The organism is Arthrobacter sp. NPDC056493 (assembly GCF_042795115.1).
GTDB lineage: Bacteria > Actinomycetota > Actinomycetes > Actinomycetales > Micrococcaceae > Arthrobacter.
Genome location: NZ_JBHTSL010000001.1, coordinates 153,339 through 169,420, shown reverse-complemented (window position 1 = coordinate 169,420; position 16,082 = coordinate 153,339). Strand labels below are relative to the sequence as shown.

Sequence of the window (16,082 nt, the reverse complement as noted above, 5' to 3'; positions counted from 1 at the left end):
ACGTGGAAGGCCAACGCCGTGGCCATTGCGGGCGCCACCGCGAGCACGTACAAGCCGGCGGCAGCTGTGATTGGCAAAGCCGTCAGCGTCACGGTCACCGGAAGCAAGCCTGGCTACAACACGGCGGTCAAGACGTCGGCACTCACCGCGAGAGTCGCCGTCGGAACGCTCACCGCACCGGTTCCCAAGATCACGGGCACCGCAAAGGTGGGCTACACGCTGACGGCCGTTCCGGGCGCCTGGGGTCCGGCGCCGGTCGCGCTGAAGTACCAGTGGAAGGCCAACGCCGTGGCCATTGCGGGCGCCACCGCGAGCACGTACAAGCCGGCGGCAGCTGTGATTGGCAAAGCCGTCAGCGTCACGGTCACGGGGAGCAAGGCGGGCTATGCGACGGCGTCCAGGACGTCGGCGCTCACGGCGAGGACCGCCGTCGGGACTCTGTCAGCACCGGTCCCGGTGATCAGCGGCGCCGTCAGGGTGGGGTCGGCCCTCTCTGCCACTGGCACCTGGGGTCCTGCTCCGGTCACCCTGAAGTACCAGTGGAAGGCGAACGGCGTTGCCATCACGGGCGCCACGGCCAGCACCTACACGCCGACAGCAGCGGTGCTCGGCAAGACCCTGGCGGTCACTGTGACGGGCTCCAAGGCCGGTTTCACCACGCTTACTAAGACCAGCGCGGTGTCGGTCAAGGTGGCTGCGGGCGTGCTGACATCATCGGACCCTGCCGTCTCGGGCGCTCTGACGGTGGGGTCGGTCCTCACTGTGGTGCCGGGAACTTGGGGACCCGCGCCGGTCACGCTGAAGTACCAGTGGTACGCCAATGGCGCGCCAATAACGGGTGCCACGTCCAGCACGTACTCGCTGCTGGCAGCGGATCTGGGCAAGACATTCACGGTAACGGTCACGGGATCAAAGTCCGGCTACACGGAGGCGGTGAGAGTCTGGGCGGCGACGACTCCGGTGAGCTAACGGCGCAGGTGATCGGACCGGCGTCGTAGATTACAAACGGCAGGGCCGCTGCAACTTCATTTGGGGTTGCAGCGGCCCTGTCCGCGTTAAGCGGCAGCGGCCCACCCATCCGCGGCGGCCTTCGGAGACGAATCGCTACCGCCGCCCAAGGGTTTTCAACGCCGATATTCGTGGCGTCGGAATCAAACCACGAAGCCTTTTTGATCAACCAGGGCCTTATGCGAAACGAGACACAGATGAATCCTCCACACGGGCTTCGCATTTTCAGTGTGGCGCGGAGCGCCGTCGGCAGTCTGACCGTCGGGGTTCTGGTTGGATGATGTAAACAGGGATCTCGGAAAAGAGCCCGGCAATGATGCGTCATGAATGCCCGAAGTGTGGCCTACGTCATACTGCGGCCGGTAAAGTGCATTCTGCTGCTGAAGCCAACGTCGTCGCCCAGGAGAAAGGACAGCCCGTGAAGCCGCATGCTTCGTTCCGCCTGTTCCGCTCCGGGCTGATCGGTTCCATCATCCTGGGCCTGGCCGCTGGCGGGCACCTTGCCGGCGGCGGCCAACTGCCCATGCCGGCAATCCTCGCGGCCCTGTGCGCCGTGACCATGGTTCCGGTCGCGGCCCTGACCCGTTTCAAGCTGTCGCTGCCGGTTCTGATCGGGCTGATAGGCGGCGGGCAGGCCTGGCTGCACTGGGCGTTCGATGCCATGTCTGCAGAAACTTCGACGGCGATTGCCCAGGCGCCGCTGTCCGGGCACGCCGGGCACGCGCCGGCGTCGCTGAACCACGAGGCGCTGATGCTGGCCGGCCCCACCCACGAGTCTGCACCTGACGGACTCATGTTCGCCGCGCACGCCGTCGCCACGCTGGCCACGGCGCTGCTCCTTGCCCATGGCGAGCGGGCCCTCGCGGCACTGGCCGACTGGCTCGGCCCGCTGTTTTGGACTCCTGAACCGGCCGTCATCGTTCCCGTCCGTGGTCCCTTCTCCTGCGCCTCTGCCGCGCTCCTTCCGCCCAAGCACCACTCGGTGCGCCTTCCGTCTCGGCGTGGCCCACCGCTGCTCGCAGCCGCCGCCTAGAGACAGTTCCTTTCGCTCCTTTCACGCAAGGGCCCCCTTCACCATGGCCCCTTTCACGCAGGGCAGGAACTTCCGACGGCGGTTCTTCCGCTTTCCGGACAGGCCCACCGGCCTGCCATTCCTGACCCCTTAAAACCTGTGAAAGGCACTCCTGCCATGAATACCTCCCTTCGCCGTACCCTCAAGACTGCCGGAGCCGCCGGCATGACCGCCGCGCTCCTGGCTGCAGGCGCGGCCGCAGCTTCCGCCCACGTCCACGTCGCACCGGATGATCCGGCCGCGGGCGGATTCACGCACCTCACCTTCAACGTCCCCAACGAGTCCCCGACCGCCAAGACCAGCAAGCTTGAGGTGACCCTGCCCACCGACACCCCGTTCACCTCGGTGTCGGTCAAGCCGATCGAGGGCTGGAAGGCCCAGGTCATCACCGGCACGCTGCCCAAGCCGGTCACCGTCGACGGGACCACCGTGACCAAGGCACCAACCAGCGTCGTCTGGACTTCGGACGCAGCGCACCAGATCGGGCAGAACGAATACGAGGCGTTCTCACTGTCCGTGGGTGTCCTGCCCACCAAGGGAACCACGGTGACCCTGCCCGCGGCCCAGACGTACACGGACGGGACCGTGGTGAAGTGGAACGAAAAGACCGTCGAGGGCCAGGCTGAACCCGAGCACCCCGCGCCCTCGTTCGTGACCACGGCCAGCGACGAGGAAGCCGCAGCCACCCCGTCAGCAGAGGCAGCTGCCCCCGCGGCCGCCACCAGCCCCGCCGCAGCTTCCTCGTCCGACGGCGGCTCGACGGCAGGCTGGTTCGGGCTCGCGGCAGGACTGATCGGCCTCGCCGCGGGCGTGACAGCACTGGCCCGCACGCGCGCCAGCAAGCGGTAACGCCAGGCGACCAGTTCCCCAACACTTACACGCTGAGCGCCTCGCACCCGGCTGACCGGGCGAGAGGCTGCTTCGCGCTCCCCAAAAAACGCTTCGCGCTGCCCTGATTCAGGCTGCCCTGATTCGCCCAGCCCACGTGCGTTCTGCCCGGCTCCGGGACGCCGCGCGCCGGTGCCATTGCGCCGCGCCGCGGCCCGGCCGGGTCAACGCTCATTGCAGCAGCGCCAGCAATACCCGAAAGACAAGACCATGACTGTATTAGCCGACCCCCAAGAATCCACACAACCAGCCCCGCCGGCCACTGCTCCCGCCGGCAACGTACCGGAGGGCCGCGGATGGTTCCGGGCGTTCCTGCTCCGGCTCCACTTCTACGCCGGCATCCTCGCCGGCCCCTTCCTGCTCGTTGCCGCGCTCAGCGGCGGCGTCTACGCCATCACACCCCAACTGGAACAGGCCGTCTACGCGAAGGAACTTCACGTCCCGGCGGTCGCGAATCCGTTGCCACTCTCAGCCCAAGTGAAAGCCGCCATGGATTCCGTGGGCGGAGCCGCCCCGGTGACGGTCCGCCCGGCACCGGGCCCGGAGGACACCACCCGGGTGCTCTTCGCGGACAAGTCCCTGGGCGAGTCCGAGAATCGGACCATATTCGTGGACCCCGGCACCGCGGCCATCCGTGGCGACCTCACCACCTACGGCAGCAGCGGCGCGTTGCCGATGCGCACCTGGATCTCCAACCTGCACCGGTCCCTGAACCTTGGCGAGCCCGGCCGGATCTACAGCGAGCTGGCCGCCTCCTGGCTGTGGGTGGTAGCGCTTGGCGGACTGGTTCTGTGGATCGACAGGATCCGCCGACGCCGGACATCACCTCAGAAGGCACGCCCGGTCTCCGGCCGGGCCAGGACGGTCTGGCTCCACGGCACCACCGGCACCGTCCTGCTCGCCGCCTTCCTGTTCCTCTCCGCCTCCGGCCTGACGTGGTCCGCCAGCGCGGGCGAAAACATCACGGCCCTGCGCACCAGCCTGGGCTGGCTGACCCCCACTGTGTCCACCGCCCTGACCGGGCCGGCGTCCGCACCGGCCGGTGACCACTCCGGCCATGGTTCGGCGTCGGCGTCCACCAGCGCGGCGGCCGACCCGGCCGCCTACGACACCGTCCACCGGATCGCCCGGGCAGACATCATCAACGCCCCCATGGTCGACATCAAGCCGCCTGCCTCCGAGGGCAAGGCCTGGACGGTGACGGAGGCCGGCAGGGAATGGCCCGCCACCGCCAGCGCCGTTGCGATCGACCCGGCAGCCGAGAAGGTCACCAGCCGCGCCGACTTCAAGGACTTTGGACTTGCCGCGAAGCTGACGCGCTGGGCCATCGCGGCGCACATGGGCCTGCTCTTCGGCCTGCCGAACCAGCTCGTCCTGCTCGCAGTGGCCGCCGGCCTGGCCGCGATGGTGGTCTGGGGATACGTCATGTGGTGGAGGCGCCGCCCCACCCGCGGCAGCGCCTGGGCCCTGGGCCGGCCGGCACCGCGGGGAGCCTTCGTCCGCGGACATTGGGCAGGCGTCCTAGCTGCGATCACGGCGATGGTGCTCGTGGGCATGTTCCTGCCGCTCCTTGGCTGGAGCCTGCTCGTCTTCATCCTGCTGGACACGGCAATAGCGGAAGCCAGGCGCCGTCGTCGTTCATTGGAACCGTCGGCGGAACCGGAGGAAGTGCCCTCACGGTAGCGCTGTGGCGCGCAAAGTCGCCATGGCCGCCCCGGCCCGCCGTCGATAGACTGAGAATGGCCGCCGCGGCAGCAGGCCGCCCCGGCTTTCCCGAACAGGAGGTTCACGATGGGTTTGGGTGACAAGATCCACAACGCCGCCGAAAAACTCCACGGCAGAAGCAAGGAAGCAGCCGGCCGCGCGAGCGGAAACGAACGGCTCCGGTCCGAAGGCAGGGCCCGCCACATCAGGGCCGACCTCAAGCAGGCCGGCGAAAAGATCAAGGACGCCTTTAGGAGGCACTAAGGTCCCGCGTTAGAGCTCGGGGCCCTGTCCGGTAAGAGCGGACAGGGCCTCGCCGCGCGTTTGCCCTTCGAACGCGGGCAGGCGTTAAAAAAACGTTAAGATCCCGCCGCCAGCGGAGGAAACGCTGTTGTGGCGAAGGCCCGCACAGTACTTTTAATGCATGCCGTCCTGCGATGGCCCCCAACACTGCAGGGCGGCATTTCCATGCCCTTTGGCGGGTGCTTTCGCGGTCCGCGATTACCAAAAACGGCCGCCCAAAACGTCCCGAAGCGGCCCTTTTTGGCAAAACGACGCGCCACCAGAACACACGCCAGCGCGAACGTACACTTGAGGCCCCGACCTTTGGCGCGAGTGGACACTTGAGCCCCCTGAACCCGCGCCGAACCCGCACCTCCCACCCGGCGCGGCGGAAAGAAAAGTAAGCCACCTCACTAATTCACCCATCCGGTCCCGGCGCTGCTCCGAACTGCCTGTGTCCCAACCACGGGAGATCCACCACCACTCGCACGAGGAGAACGCTTCCGATGAATAAGACTTTGCGATTTTTGGCCGTCCCGACGCTCGCACTTGGCGCGCTTGCCCTGTCCGGCGCACCGGCCATGGCCGCCGACGGCGACCAGACTTACCAGGCCACGCTCGGGCAGCTGAACGGCAGTTCCGCGTCGGGCACCGTCACGCTGCACGTCACCGGCAACCAGGCGCACGTGGTCCTCAACGTCTCCGGCCTCGCCCAGACGTTCAACAATGCGCCGTACCCGCACGTGCAGCACATCCATGTCGGCGCCAAGGGCCAGTGCCCCGGCCCGGCAGCGGACACCAACGGCGACGGTGTCATCTCCACCACCGAGGGCGCCCCGGCCTACGGCAAGATCGGCACCACGCTCTCCACCAGCGGCGACACCAGCCCGGCGGCCGGCCTGGACCTCAAGGTCGCCGGCCAGGGCGGCGCCTACACGATCGACCGGAGCTTCCCGCTCAACGCCGAGACCAAGGCAGCACTGCAGAACGGCACCGCTGCTGTGGTTGTCCACGGGCTGGATCCCGCAACCCTGAGCGCCGCCGGCCAGGCAGCCAAGAGCGATCTCGTGCCCAGCCTGCCGCTGGCGGCCACATCGCCGGCCCTCTGCGGCACCCTCACCGTCGGCCAGATGAACATGCCGGTGGGCGGCGCTGATACCGGCGTTGCGCAGACTCCGCAGAAGAACGACGCCGGGGTGCTGGCTTTGGGTGGGGGCCTCGTCCTGGCTGCCGCTGCGGGCGGAACCTACATCGTCCGCCGCCGCAGGGCAGCCGACGCCGCGTAGGTCTCCTGCGCCGGACCCTTGCCGGACTCGAGCCGGGCTGGAGCCCGGCTGGAGCCGGGCTCGAGCCCGGCTTGAGCCCGGCGGGTAAGGGTTCCGGGCGCCGCGGACGCCTTTGGGGGTGCGCCCGCGGCCGCCGGAACCCTGCCCATTCCCCCCGGGACGCTGCTTCAGTCACCCGTAGGCCGCCGAACGACCCACCAGGACAGGACGCGAGAATGAACAGAGCATCGAAAGCCCGCACCCAGGCCGCGGTGTCATTGGCCGTAGCGTCGCTGCTGCTGTCCGGTTGCGCAGCAGCCGCGGGAAGCACCAGCCCGGTCGAGTCGGCAGCGGCAACGGCAACACAACCGCCGGCGACAGCACCGCCGTCGAATCTGCCGCCGTCGAACCTGCCGTCGGCGAGCGCAGCGGCCACGCACTCCGATCAGCACGCAGCAACTCAGGCAGCAGGTCCCTCCGACGCCTCCAGGATGATCTGCGCGCAGGAAACCAAAGACGACATTTCCACCATCCTGGCCCTGGCGCAGGCACCGCACACGGTCGACCGCTGGGCGGACGAAACCTACACCTGCACCTATCACTTGGCCGAGGGCCCGCTCGTGATCGCGGTCAAGGAATCTTCCGGCCCCGCCGCGGCACGCGAACACTTCGATGCCCTCCAGAACAAGCTTCACGCGGAACCGATCAATGGCCTGGCCAACCTCGGCTTCCCTGCTGCCCAGACCGCCGACGGCTCCGTCCTCTTCCTGAAGGACAGCAGCACACTGCACGTCGATGCCACCGGACTGCCCGCCAACGTCGGCCCCCAGAACGTGACTCGCACGGACTTCGCCTACCAGGTGGCCACCACCATCCTGGCCTGCTGGAAAGAACACCACTGAGCATGGACTCCCTTCGCGCCACACCTCCCGCGCGCCACCGCAAGCACCCCGCTGCTGCCCTCCTGCTGCTGGCCGGTCTCGTCCTGAGTGGCTGCGGAACGGCAGCGCCGTCGTCGGCACCCGCGGCGGGCACGCCGTCGGCAACGCAGTCCGCTGCTGTTACGCCGCCCATGTCACCGACACCGTCACCCGCCAAAAGTACGACGGCGGCAGCCGCCCCAGCGGCGAAGGTCCCGTCCGCTGCCCGGCCGGCACCCGCCCCGGTAACGGTGGCGGTTCCTGCCATTGGAGTGCAGTCGCCGCTGGTAAGGCTGGGGCTGCGGCAAAACGGTTCCCTGCAGGTGCCGCCGGACGGGCCGGGGGCGCCTGCCGGCTGGTACTCGGGGTCGCCGTCACCCGGAGAAACCGGACCGGCCGTGATGCTGGGCCACGTCAACGCCACCGATGGCGGGCCGGGCGTCTTCGCCAACCTCCGCGGGCTCAAGCCCGGCGCGGAGATCACGGTGCGCCGCGCGGACCGCAGCACCGCCGTCTTCACCGTGACCAGGGCCGCGGCCTACAGCAAGAACAGCTTCCCCACTTTCGAGGTCTACGGCAACACCAAGGGTTCCGAGCTGCGGCTCATTACCTGCGACGGGTACGACCCCGCCACCGGCCTCTTCAACGACAACTACGTTGTGTACGCCAAGCTGAAGGCCAAGTCTGCCGGCTGACGCTCCGCCGTTTCGCGGTTTCGCCAAAAAGGGCCGACTGGTCACCCGTTTCGCCAACAAGGGCCGGCCGATTTGCTATCAGGCGGCCCTTTTTGGACAAACGACCTGCGCACTGAAACCCCAAAGAAGCGCGAACGTACACTTGAGTCCCGCCTTGAGGGCCGCAAGTGTACGTTCGCGCCCACCCGCTGGTAACTCTAGGCCCGAGCGGGTCGTTGGCGGCCAGCCGCAGCCACCTCGGCTGATTTGCCAAAAAGGACCACTTCAGATTCGCTATCAGGCGGCCCTTTTTGGCAAACCGACGCGCACCTCCGGGTGGCTACCCCGGCTGCGCAGCGATGAAAAACGGCGTACTCTCATTGCTATATGAGTGCCCCAGCAAAGCCGTGTGAACATGCGTCATCTGAGTAAATTGGCAGTCCTGGGAGCAGCGCTTTTGCTCGCTCTCTCTGCAGCGGGCGGCCCGCCCCAGTCCCAGCCAGCAGCAAGCAAAGCCGTGCCGGAAACGGCAACGAGGGCAGAGTTCCTGCTCCCAAAGAACCTGCCCCCAACAAGCCATCCCCCAACAAGCCAGCGCGCGGCAGTCCCCCACGCTGCCCGGCAGGCCGTCGTCCGCCATGCCGCCGCTGTAACGGCCGCGCCCACTCCGGCGCAGCAGCTCGCCCGGCTCACCATGGCACAGCGGGTCGGCCAGCTGTTCATGGTGGCGGCCGCGGCAACCGGAGCAGACGCCAACACGATGGCCGACCTGACCAGGCTCCACGTTGGCAATGTGTACCTAGCGGGGCGCAGCCGTGCGGGCACCGCGGCGACGGCCGCCGTCGTTCGCCGCATAACGGCGACTGTGTCAGCGGCCACCACCGGCGGCATCCGCCTCGCGGTGGCTACCGATCAGGAGGGCGGCTTCGTCCAGGTCCTCAGCGGTCCCGGTTTCTCGGCCATCCCCACAGGACTGGCCCAGGGAACACAGACGACGGCGGCCCTCCAGGCCAACGCGCGCGTCTGGGGTAGCCAGCTGCGATCGGCCGGGCTCACCATGAACCTGGCGCCGGTAATGGACACCGTTCCGAGCAGACAGTTCGCCCCGCGGAACGCGCCCATCGGGTTCTTTGGCCGCGAATACGGGTTCACGCCGCAGGCCGTCTCTGCCCACGGCGGCGCCTTCGCGGCCGGCATGCGCCAAGCCGGCATCGCGCCCGTGGTCAAGCATTTCCCGGGCCTGGGCCGCGTTGTGCTGAACACGGACACCAGCCGAAACGTCAAGGACACCGTCACCACGCGCACCGACCCCTACCTGCTGCCGTTCCGGACAGCAATCCAGGCGGGTACCCGGTGGGTCATGGTGTCGAGCGCCTATTACACGCGCATCGACGCCGGGCACATCGCCCCGTTCTCGCCGGTGATCATGCGGACGATGCTGCGAACAGACCTGCACTTCACCGGCGTCGTCCTGTCCGATGACCTGTGCAACGCGGCGCAGCTGGGCCCGTGGGCTTTGGGAACGCGGGCCACGAATTTCATCAATGCCGGCGGAACCATGCTGCTGTGCGCGAACCCCCGCGCCATCCCAACCATGTACACCGCGGTGCTGCAGCTCGCCCAGCGCAGTCCCGCGTTCGCCGCCGCGGTCAACGCCGCTGCCCTGAAGGTGCTCACGGTGAAAGCCGGGCACTAACGGCAGCCCCTGTTCCCCTTTTCGCCAAAAAGGGCTGCTTGGAGAAGCTTCGAAGCGGCCCTTTGTGGCGAAACGAGGAGGCGAGGACCCTTCAGGCGACCAGGCCGGAGACCAGGTTGATGGTCGTGGCCAGCACGATCGCGCCCAGCAGGTAGGACAGCAACCCGTGGCGGAGCACCGAGCCGCGCATGGCATCTGTCTTGAGGTTGGTGTCCGAGACCTGGTAAGCCATGCCCACGGTGAAGGCCAGATACGCGAAGTCCGTGTAGCGCGGCGGTTTGTCCTGATTGAAATCGACGCCGGTTTTGTCGCGATAGTAGATGGAGGCGTAGCGCAGCGTGTAGAGCGTGTGCACCAGGAACCAGGACAATGTTGAGCTCCCCAGCCCAAGTGCGATGATGCCGGCTTTGGCTCCGCCCACGTTGTTGGACGCGTCCAAGAGGATTATGGCAACGCCACCGAAGCTGGCCACGGTGGCCGCCAGTACCAGGGTGTCGGATGCGGCCCGGCCGGGATCGTCGCGCCGGGCGTGGGCCGCCGTTGCACCTGCCGGGAGGCGCCCGATGATGGCCCACACCCAGATCAGATAGGTGGCGGTTGCTGCCGCCCACCCCATGGCCGGCGCATAGGTCCACGACTGCAGGAGCCCCACCGCAACAGCCGTAGCCAGCCCGATGATGGCCATCACCAGTAACCTGAGCCGCGAATGATGCGCCGGCCGGTCGAAGTTCGATGTTTGGTTTCCTGCGCCGTCCACTCTGCTCATGGTCTGATCATTGCAGTTCCCGGCGCCGGGGCAACGGTCGTGTGGGTCGGCGCCGTATTCTTGGCCCGGCGCGCTGGCGGGACAAAGACGCAGAAAACCGGCCCGCCGTCATGGTCGGCGGGCCGGTGCCCTCCGCGACTGGTGGACTATTCGGCCAGTCTCGCTACCGCCTGGGCCCACAGGAAATATTTGTTGGTTCCCAGGTCTTTGACGGTCTTGATGCCAAGGGCTTCCTGGAGCTTCTGGGCGTCAGACTCGGACAGGCCCTGGAGTGCACCGACGGGTGCCTTGGCCAGTTCCTCGACGCTCTTGCTTTCATATTCAGAGTCGAACTTATTGCTAAGGCCAGCCACTTTGAAGCTCCTTTGCTCAAGTGAATCCCGGACAGATGCCGGGCAGGCGGTCGCCCAAGATCAAGGAAAGCACTCCCCGGTGCGTCCGTCGAGACACTGTCCTGAATTCACAGCGCGAACGAACACTTGGGCCCCCGGGAAATGGGCCTCAAGTGTCCACTCGCGCTCGTGTGATGGGCCTCAAGTGTCCGTTCGCGCTCGCCAGCAGCCGCGCTAACTGAGCGCGGGCACCTGCACCTGGCCGGGTTTGAAGCGGGCGCCGAACCCGGGGGCAACAGGCACGTCGATCCTGGCGTGCGTGTGGACCTCGGCGACAGTGGCCTTAGTATGCTCGGCGATCTGCTCCAGCGTCGTCACCCACATGCCGTCCATGCCCTTGACCCGCTCGATCAGCTGCTCCAGCGCCACCGCCTTGGAGGGCCGGCCCGAGATGAACGGGTGATTGGTGAGCACGAAGCAGCTTCCCTGCGAGTGGTGGGCCTGCGCCTCGAGCGTCCACATCTCCAGCACCTTGGCCGGGCTTTCGATCACGCCGCTGCCGGTCACCCCCGGGTAGAACGCGTACTGCTCCCAGTCGTCCAGCGTCCAGTCCACGGGGATCTCCACGATGTCACGGGAGTCCGAAGCACCATCCTGCGAGACGGACATCCGGTACGGCGCATCGCCGTCGAGCAGGCTGGAATCGTAGAGGAAGCCGCGGTCCGCCAGCAGCCCCGGCGAGTGCCAGTTCAGTTCCCACCACGGCGCCCGGTACCCCACGGGCCGGATCCCGGCAATCTTCTCGAGCGCGTCAAGCCCCCGGTCCAGGTACGCCGCCTCCGTCACGGCGTCGATCCCCTGCATCGGCTCGTGCAGGTAACCGTGGTGGGCAACCTCGTGGCCGCCGTCGACGATCTGCCGCACCACGTCCGGGTAGCTTTCCGCGGTGAACCCGGGGATGAAGAACGTCCCGCGGACCTCCTGCCGCGCTAGAATCTTCATCAGCCGCGGCACCGCAACCTTAGGCCCGTACGACTGGTGGCTCATGAGCGACATGCGCCGGGTGCTGGTGGGGTCGTGCGCGATGACGCAGGACTCGGCGTCGACGTCGAAGGTGAAGGACGCGGCGGCGGTGAAGCCGGCCGGCCAGGTGATGGGGTGCTGGGAATCCGCGAAGGCGCTGGTGCTCATGCCGGAGTTCCTTTCGTCAGAGGGGAAGAGGTGTAGAGTTCGACGGCGGGAACCGGCTGGGGTGCCTGCGCAGCGTCAGGTGCGCTGACCGCGGCAGCTGCCGTGCCGCCGTCGGACGTCACCGTGACGTACGGCCGGTGCAGCCGCGGACCGAGGACCGCGTACACCGCGGCGCTGGTGAGGCCGCCGGCCAGCCAGGAGAGGTCCCATCCGCCGAGGGCCACCGCGATGGGCCCCTGCATGATCGGGATGAGTCCGTACATGAACAGCCAGGTGGCCAGAATGCCGGCGAGCAGCGACGTCACGCCGGCCCAGTTGACCACGGGCAGGCGGCGGGTGCCGACGCCGTCGAACAGCCGTTCCACGTTGCCCGGCCAGCGCTTCTCCAGCCAGAAGTAGTGCACCAGCATCACGCCGCCCCAGGCCGCCACCCAGGCCACCAGGCCGATCAGCCAGGCGTCGAGCACGGAGGCGAAGTCCTCCTGGAAGATGAAGAACACGACGGCGATGAGCGAGAAGACGCCGACGAACAGGTTGAGCTTCCGGCGGCTGACGGTGATGTCGAGGGCCTGCGTGGCCACCGAGAACGTGTAGATGTTGAGGATGTTGGTGGCGATGGGGCCGTGCAGCACCATGAGGAGGACGGGCAGCGCCATGGCGCCGAAGTTCTGCACGATGAGCTTGCCGGGGTCGACCTCGCCGCTGTTGGTGGCCAGGCTGGCGCCGAGGACGCCAAGCCAGACGACGGGGATGAACTGGCCCAGGACTGAGGCCAGGTAGACCTTTTTCTTGGGAACTGTCTTGCTGACGAAGCGGGAGTAGTCGGCGGCGTAGGTGAACCAGGTGATGCCCCAGCCGATGCCGATGGCCGTCATTACGGCGCTCATGGCGGCAATCCGCTCGGAGCCTTCCAGGATGTGTCCCGCGGGGCCCGCGTAGGTCCAGTCGATCTTGAGGCCGAACCACGCGACGGCGGACATGACCACCAGGATGATGATGGTTGGCGGCACCGTCCATTTTTCGAAGGCGGCGATGGCCTTGTAGCCGAACCACGCGATGGCCACCTGGGCGGCCATGATGAACGTGGCAACGCCGATCTTCCAGGCGTAGTTGTGGGCCTCGGGGTCGACCCAGCCGAGGGTGCCGAACAGTGCCATGACCAGGTCGAGGATGATCCAGGTGTTGACGGCGCACCAGCCCACCACCAGCAGGGCCTGGATGGCGGCCGGCAGATAGTTGCCGCGGCGGCCGAACGCGGCGCGGGCCAGGACCATGCCGGTGGCGCCGGTCTTTTGCCCCAGCAGGACGAAGCAGCCGAACAGCAGCATGCCGATCAGGTTGCCCAGGACCAGGACCGTGACGGTGTCGGCAAAGCCGAGGCCCAGGTTGATGCCCAGGGCGCCGAGGACCCAGTTGATCGGGGCGAGGTTTGCGCCGGCCCAGATCCAGAACTGGCCGGACACTTTGCGGGTGCGCGCGGTTTCCGGAATGGGCTGGAGCCAGGCTTCGAAGTCCTCGGCCTGCTCCATTGCGGGCCCGGACTGCGGTGTTGAGGAGTTGTGCATCGGAAAAGCCTCCGTGTGAGGAAGAAGAGCCTCCGTGAAGAAGGGATGAATTAAGCGTATGTGGGCTCCATCACAGCAACAAGGTACGATCTGTCTAGCAGAATTCCCTTGCCTATGACGGAGTGTAAGATCGGTGTTCCTCGAAGACGTGCTGAAGCATCGGACCCTTCGGGCGGCTGACCCGCTGCTGCGGGCCGCCGGCTCCGCTGTACCGGGCCGGCAGGTGCGGTGGGTCCACTCCAGCGAGGTCCTGGACATCGCGCCCCTGCTCCGCGGCGGCGAACTCCTGCTGAGCGGCGGGCAGGCCCTCGCCACCGCAACCGACGGGCGGCGGGTGGACTATGTGCGCGAGCTGGCCGGGCGTGGCGTTGCCGCCCTCGCCATCGAGACCGGCCCGGACCTGCCGGACATTCCCGAGTCGATGCTGGTAACTGCGGAGTCGCAGGGCCTGCCGCTGTTCGAGCTGCGCAACGTGGCGCCCTTCGTAGGCATCATGCAGGAGATCAACTCGATCCTGGTGGGCAAGTCGGTGGAGCTGCTGCAGCGCGGGGACGAAATCAGCCACGCCATGGCCGCCGAACTCGCCCACGGCGGCGGGCTGGACGAGGTTCTCGCCGTGCTCGCCGGGCAGACCGGGACCGGCGTCCGCCTGGTGTCGCCGGCCGGGCTGACGCTGGGGAGTGCGGGCGGCGGCGCTGCGGGCGGTTCCGCTAGAACGGCCGACGGCGGGAGTTCCGGAACGGCCGACGGCGGGAGTTCCGACGGCGCTATTGGCACCGGCGGTTTGGGCACCGGCGGTTTGGGCACCGGCGGTTTGGGCACGGTGAGGACGACGGCGGTGGGTACGACGGCGGTCGACGTTCCGGTCCGCGGTGTGCTGGCCGCCCGGCTCGAGCTGGAGCTGCCAGAGGGCGTCGACCCGACGTTTGTGAGGGTGGCCGGCGAACGGTCCGTCGACATTCTTGGCCTTGCCCTGCTCCAGCGGATGCCGCCCGGGTTGAAGGAACTGGCGGGCGCCGAACTCATGCGCGCCGTCCATTCCGGGGCCCAGCCGTGGCGGCTGGAGCAGCTGGGCGCGGCGGCGGGGTTCGCCGTCGACGGTCCGGTGGCCGCCGTCATGATCCGTTCGGCCGCATCCGGCAGGCTGCGCCCGGCGCTGGATACGGTCCTGGCGGCGTCGGTTCCGCATGCCGCGAGCTACGCGGACAAGTTGGAGCTCATCGCGTTGGCTGGCATTCCCCGCGAGGGAGCCCGGGCCGCGCGGGCGTCATTGATCGAAGCGCTGGGCGGGCTCGATGTCCCGGAAGGTTCCGCGATCGCCGTCGGACCTCTGGGGCAGGGCATCGGCGAGGCAGCCTGGTCCATGACGGAGGCCCGACGGACGCTGGATCTGGCGCCCCGGGCTGGCCGCGCTGCCGGCGGGAGTCGGCAGGTGCGCGACGCGGACGCGTTTGGTGCCGAGCGCCTGGCGGCCGAGAGTATCGATGCCGGCGCCCGCCGCGATTTTGTCCGCCGGACGCTGGGGCCCATTCTCGAGCACGACGAGCAGCGGAACTCGCAGCTGCTGCACACCCTGACGGTGTGGCTCGACTCCGGCTGCAACACAGCGCAGGCCGCACGCGAACTGCATCTGGAACGGCAGTCGATGTACCACCGGCTGCAGCGCATCTTCGACCTGTGCGGCGGCGACCCGCGGGGAACGGGCCGCCTCGTTGGGCTGCACCTGGCCACGCGCCTGGCCGCACTCCCCCAGGGCCATTGACGGCGAAAGCTGAGGAAGCGTTCGAGAAAACCCGGCAAAAGGTGAGGAAGCGTCCTGGATACAAGACGCGTCCTCACCTCCCGCCGCCCAAACCCGAACGCGTCCTCACCTCCCGCCGCCTCCAACCCGACGCGTCCTCACCTCCCGCCGCCTCCAACCCGACGCGTCCTCACCTCCCGCCGCCTCCAACCCAACCCTTCCGCACTGTCGGTCTTGGATATGCTCGACCCATGCTGCCCGAACGCTACCTTGCCGAACTCACCCGGAGCCTCGGCGCCCTCGAAGCCGTTGCGCGCCAACCGGTGAACATGCTCGACCGGTCGGTTCCGGCCTGCCCCGGATGGACACTCGATGCGCTCTTCGGGCATCTCGGCTCAGTCGAACGATGGGCCGCCGGAGTGGTTCGCGCCGGCCAGTACGTCGAAGAACCGATCCCGCCTTCCGCAAGAGCAGCAGCCTGGTTCCTCGAAGGGACGCCGGACTTCCTGGCCACCATGACCTCCCTGAACCCCGACGCGGCGTGCTGGAATTTCGGCCCTCCCCCGCGCACAGCCGGCTTCTGGCTTCGCCGGCAGGCACACGAGCACGCCATCCACCTCGTCGACGCCCATCAGGCATCCGGCCTCGGGGACCCGGAGTTCGCAGAGGACTTCCTGCTCGACGGCATCGACGAGGCGCTGGCAATGTTCGCCCCGCGCCAACTTCGGCTGGAGCGGATGGCCGACCCGGGAAGGGCGGTGACCTTCCGCGTCCCGGACGGGACGGCCTGGACTTTCGGCACCGGGGACATCGCAGCGTCGGTCACCGCAGCGCCTCAGGAAATGTACTGGGGCCTCTGGGGCCGCTCCAGCCTTTCAGACAAAGCCGTTATCGACGGCGACAAGGGCCTCGCACTGCGTGTCCTCCGCGGTCCGCTGACTCCCTAAGCGAACCGCCGCCCATCCCGCCAACCGCCGC

14 protein-coding genes and 1 pseudogene are annotated in these 16,082 nt (G+C 67.8%); 11 read left to right on the top strand and 4 right to left on the bottom strand.

Features of this window, described 5'->3' with window-relative positions; translation table 11 throughout:
• The 9 genes and pseudogenes from ACFQ50_RS00810 to ACFQ50_RS00770 all read left to right on the top strand — a co-directional run.
• Positions 1-969: pseudogene (locus ACFQ50_RS00810) on the top strand (carboxypeptidase regulatory-like domain-containing protein); the annotation flags it as partial.
• A gap of 457 nt (positions 970-1,426) precedes the next feature.
• Positions 1,427-2,041, top strand: coding sequence for a hypothetical protein (locus ACFQ50_RS00805; protein WP_377993609.1), 615 nt, complete (start codon positions 1,427-1,429; stop codon positions 2,039-2,041).
• 156 nt (positions 2,042-2,197) lie between these two features.
• Complete coding sequence (locus ACFQ50_RS00800) at positions 2,198-2,929, top strand: YcnI family protein (RefSeq protein WP_377993607.1); 732 nt, start codon at positions 2,198-2,200, stop codon at positions 2,927-2,929.
• Positions 2,930-3,178: 249 nt separating this feature from the next.
• Positions 3,179-4,651, top strand: a complete 1,473-nt coding sequence (locus ACFQ50_RS00795) for a PepSY-associated TM helix domain-containing protein (RefSeq protein WP_377993606.1) — start codon at positions 3,179-3,181, stop codon at positions 4,649-4,651.
• 108 nt (positions 4,652-4,759) lie between these two features.
• Positions 4,760-4,936 (top strand): CsbD family protein, encoded by a 177-nt coding sequence (locus tag ACFQ50_RS00790; protein WP_306925217.1) that lies wholly within the window; start codon positions 4,760-4,762, stop codon positions 4,934-4,936.
• 524 nt (positions 4,937-5,460) lie between these two features.
• On the top strand, positions 5,461-6,240 hold the full coding sequence (locus ACFQ50_RS00785) for a hypothetical protein (protein WP_377993605.1): 780 nt from the start codon (positions 5,461-5,463) through the stop codon (positions 6,238-6,240).
• Positions 6,241-6,455: 215 nt separating this feature from the next.
• Entirely contained in the window at positions 6,456-7,121 is a 666-nt protein-coding gene (locus ACFQ50_RS00780) for a hypothetical protein (protein ID WP_377993603.1), read from the top strand.
• 2 nt (positions 7,122-7,123) lie between these two features.
• Complete coding sequence (locus tag ACFQ50_RS00775) at positions 7,124-7,834, top strand: class F sortase (RefSeq protein WP_377993602.1); 711 nt, start codon at positions 7,124-7,126, stop codon at positions 7,832-7,834.
• Positions 7,835-8,330: 496 nt separating this feature from the next.
• A complete protein-coding gene (locus ACFQ50_RS00770; protein ID WP_377993601.1) occupies positions 8,331-9,509 on the top strand; it encodes a glycoside hydrolase family 3 N-terminal domain-containing protein in 1,179 nt (392 codons plus the stop codon).
• Positions 9,510-9,600: 91 nt separating this feature from the next.
• Here the strand turns inward: ACFQ50_RS00770 and ACFQ50_RS00765 are convergent, their stop codons facing one another.
• The 4 genes from ACFQ50_RS00765 to ACFQ50_RS00750 form a co-directional block, all read right to left on the bottom strand.
• On the bottom strand, positions 9,601-10,275 hold the full coding sequence (locus ACFQ50_RS00765; RefSeq protein ID WP_377993600.1) for a DUF1345 domain-containing protein: 675 nt from the start codon (positions 10,273-10,275) through the stop codon (positions 9,601-9,603).
• 146 nt (positions 10,276-10,421) lie between these two features.
• Positions 10,422-10,628, bottom strand: coding sequence for a hypothetical protein (locus ACFQ50_RS00760; protein ID WP_377993599.1), 207 nt, complete (start codon positions 10,626-10,628; stop codon positions 10,422-10,424).
• 213 nt (positions 10,629-10,841) lie between these two features.
• Complete coding sequence (locus ACFQ50_RS00755; RefSeq protein WP_377993598.1) at positions 10,842-11,798, bottom strand: polysaccharide deacetylase; 957 nt, start codon at positions 11,796-11,798, stop codon at positions 10,842-10,844.
• On the bottom strand, positions 11,795-13,363 hold the full coding sequence (locus ACFQ50_RS00750) for a purine-cytosine permease family protein (protein ID WP_377993597.1): 1,569 nt from the start codon (positions 13,361-13,363) through the stop codon (positions 11,795-11,797). Before ACFQ50_RS00750 ends, ACFQ50_RS00755 begins: the two co-directional genes overlap by 4 nt.
• Positions 13,364-13,496: 133 nt before the next feature.
• On the opposite strand from ACFQ50_RS00750, the gene ACFQ50_RS00745 reads away from it, so the two are divergent.
• Both ACFQ50_RS00745 and ACFQ50_RS00740 read left to right on the top strand, forming a co-directional pair.
• The gene (locus tag ACFQ50_RS00745) at positions 13,497-15,125 is read left to right on the top strand and encodes a PucR family transcriptional regulator (protein WP_377993596.1); all 1,629 of its coding nucleotides are present in this window, start codon (positions 13,497-13,499) and stop codon (positions 15,123-15,125) included.
• A gap of 230 nt (positions 15,126-15,355) precedes the next feature.
• Positions 15,356-16,051, top strand: coding sequence for a maleylpyruvate isomerase family mycothiol-dependent enzyme (locus ACFQ50_RS00740; protein ID WP_377993595.1), 696 nt, complete (start codon positions 15,356-15,358; stop codon positions 16,049-16,051).
• Positions 16,052-16,082 lie beyond the last annotated feature (31 nt).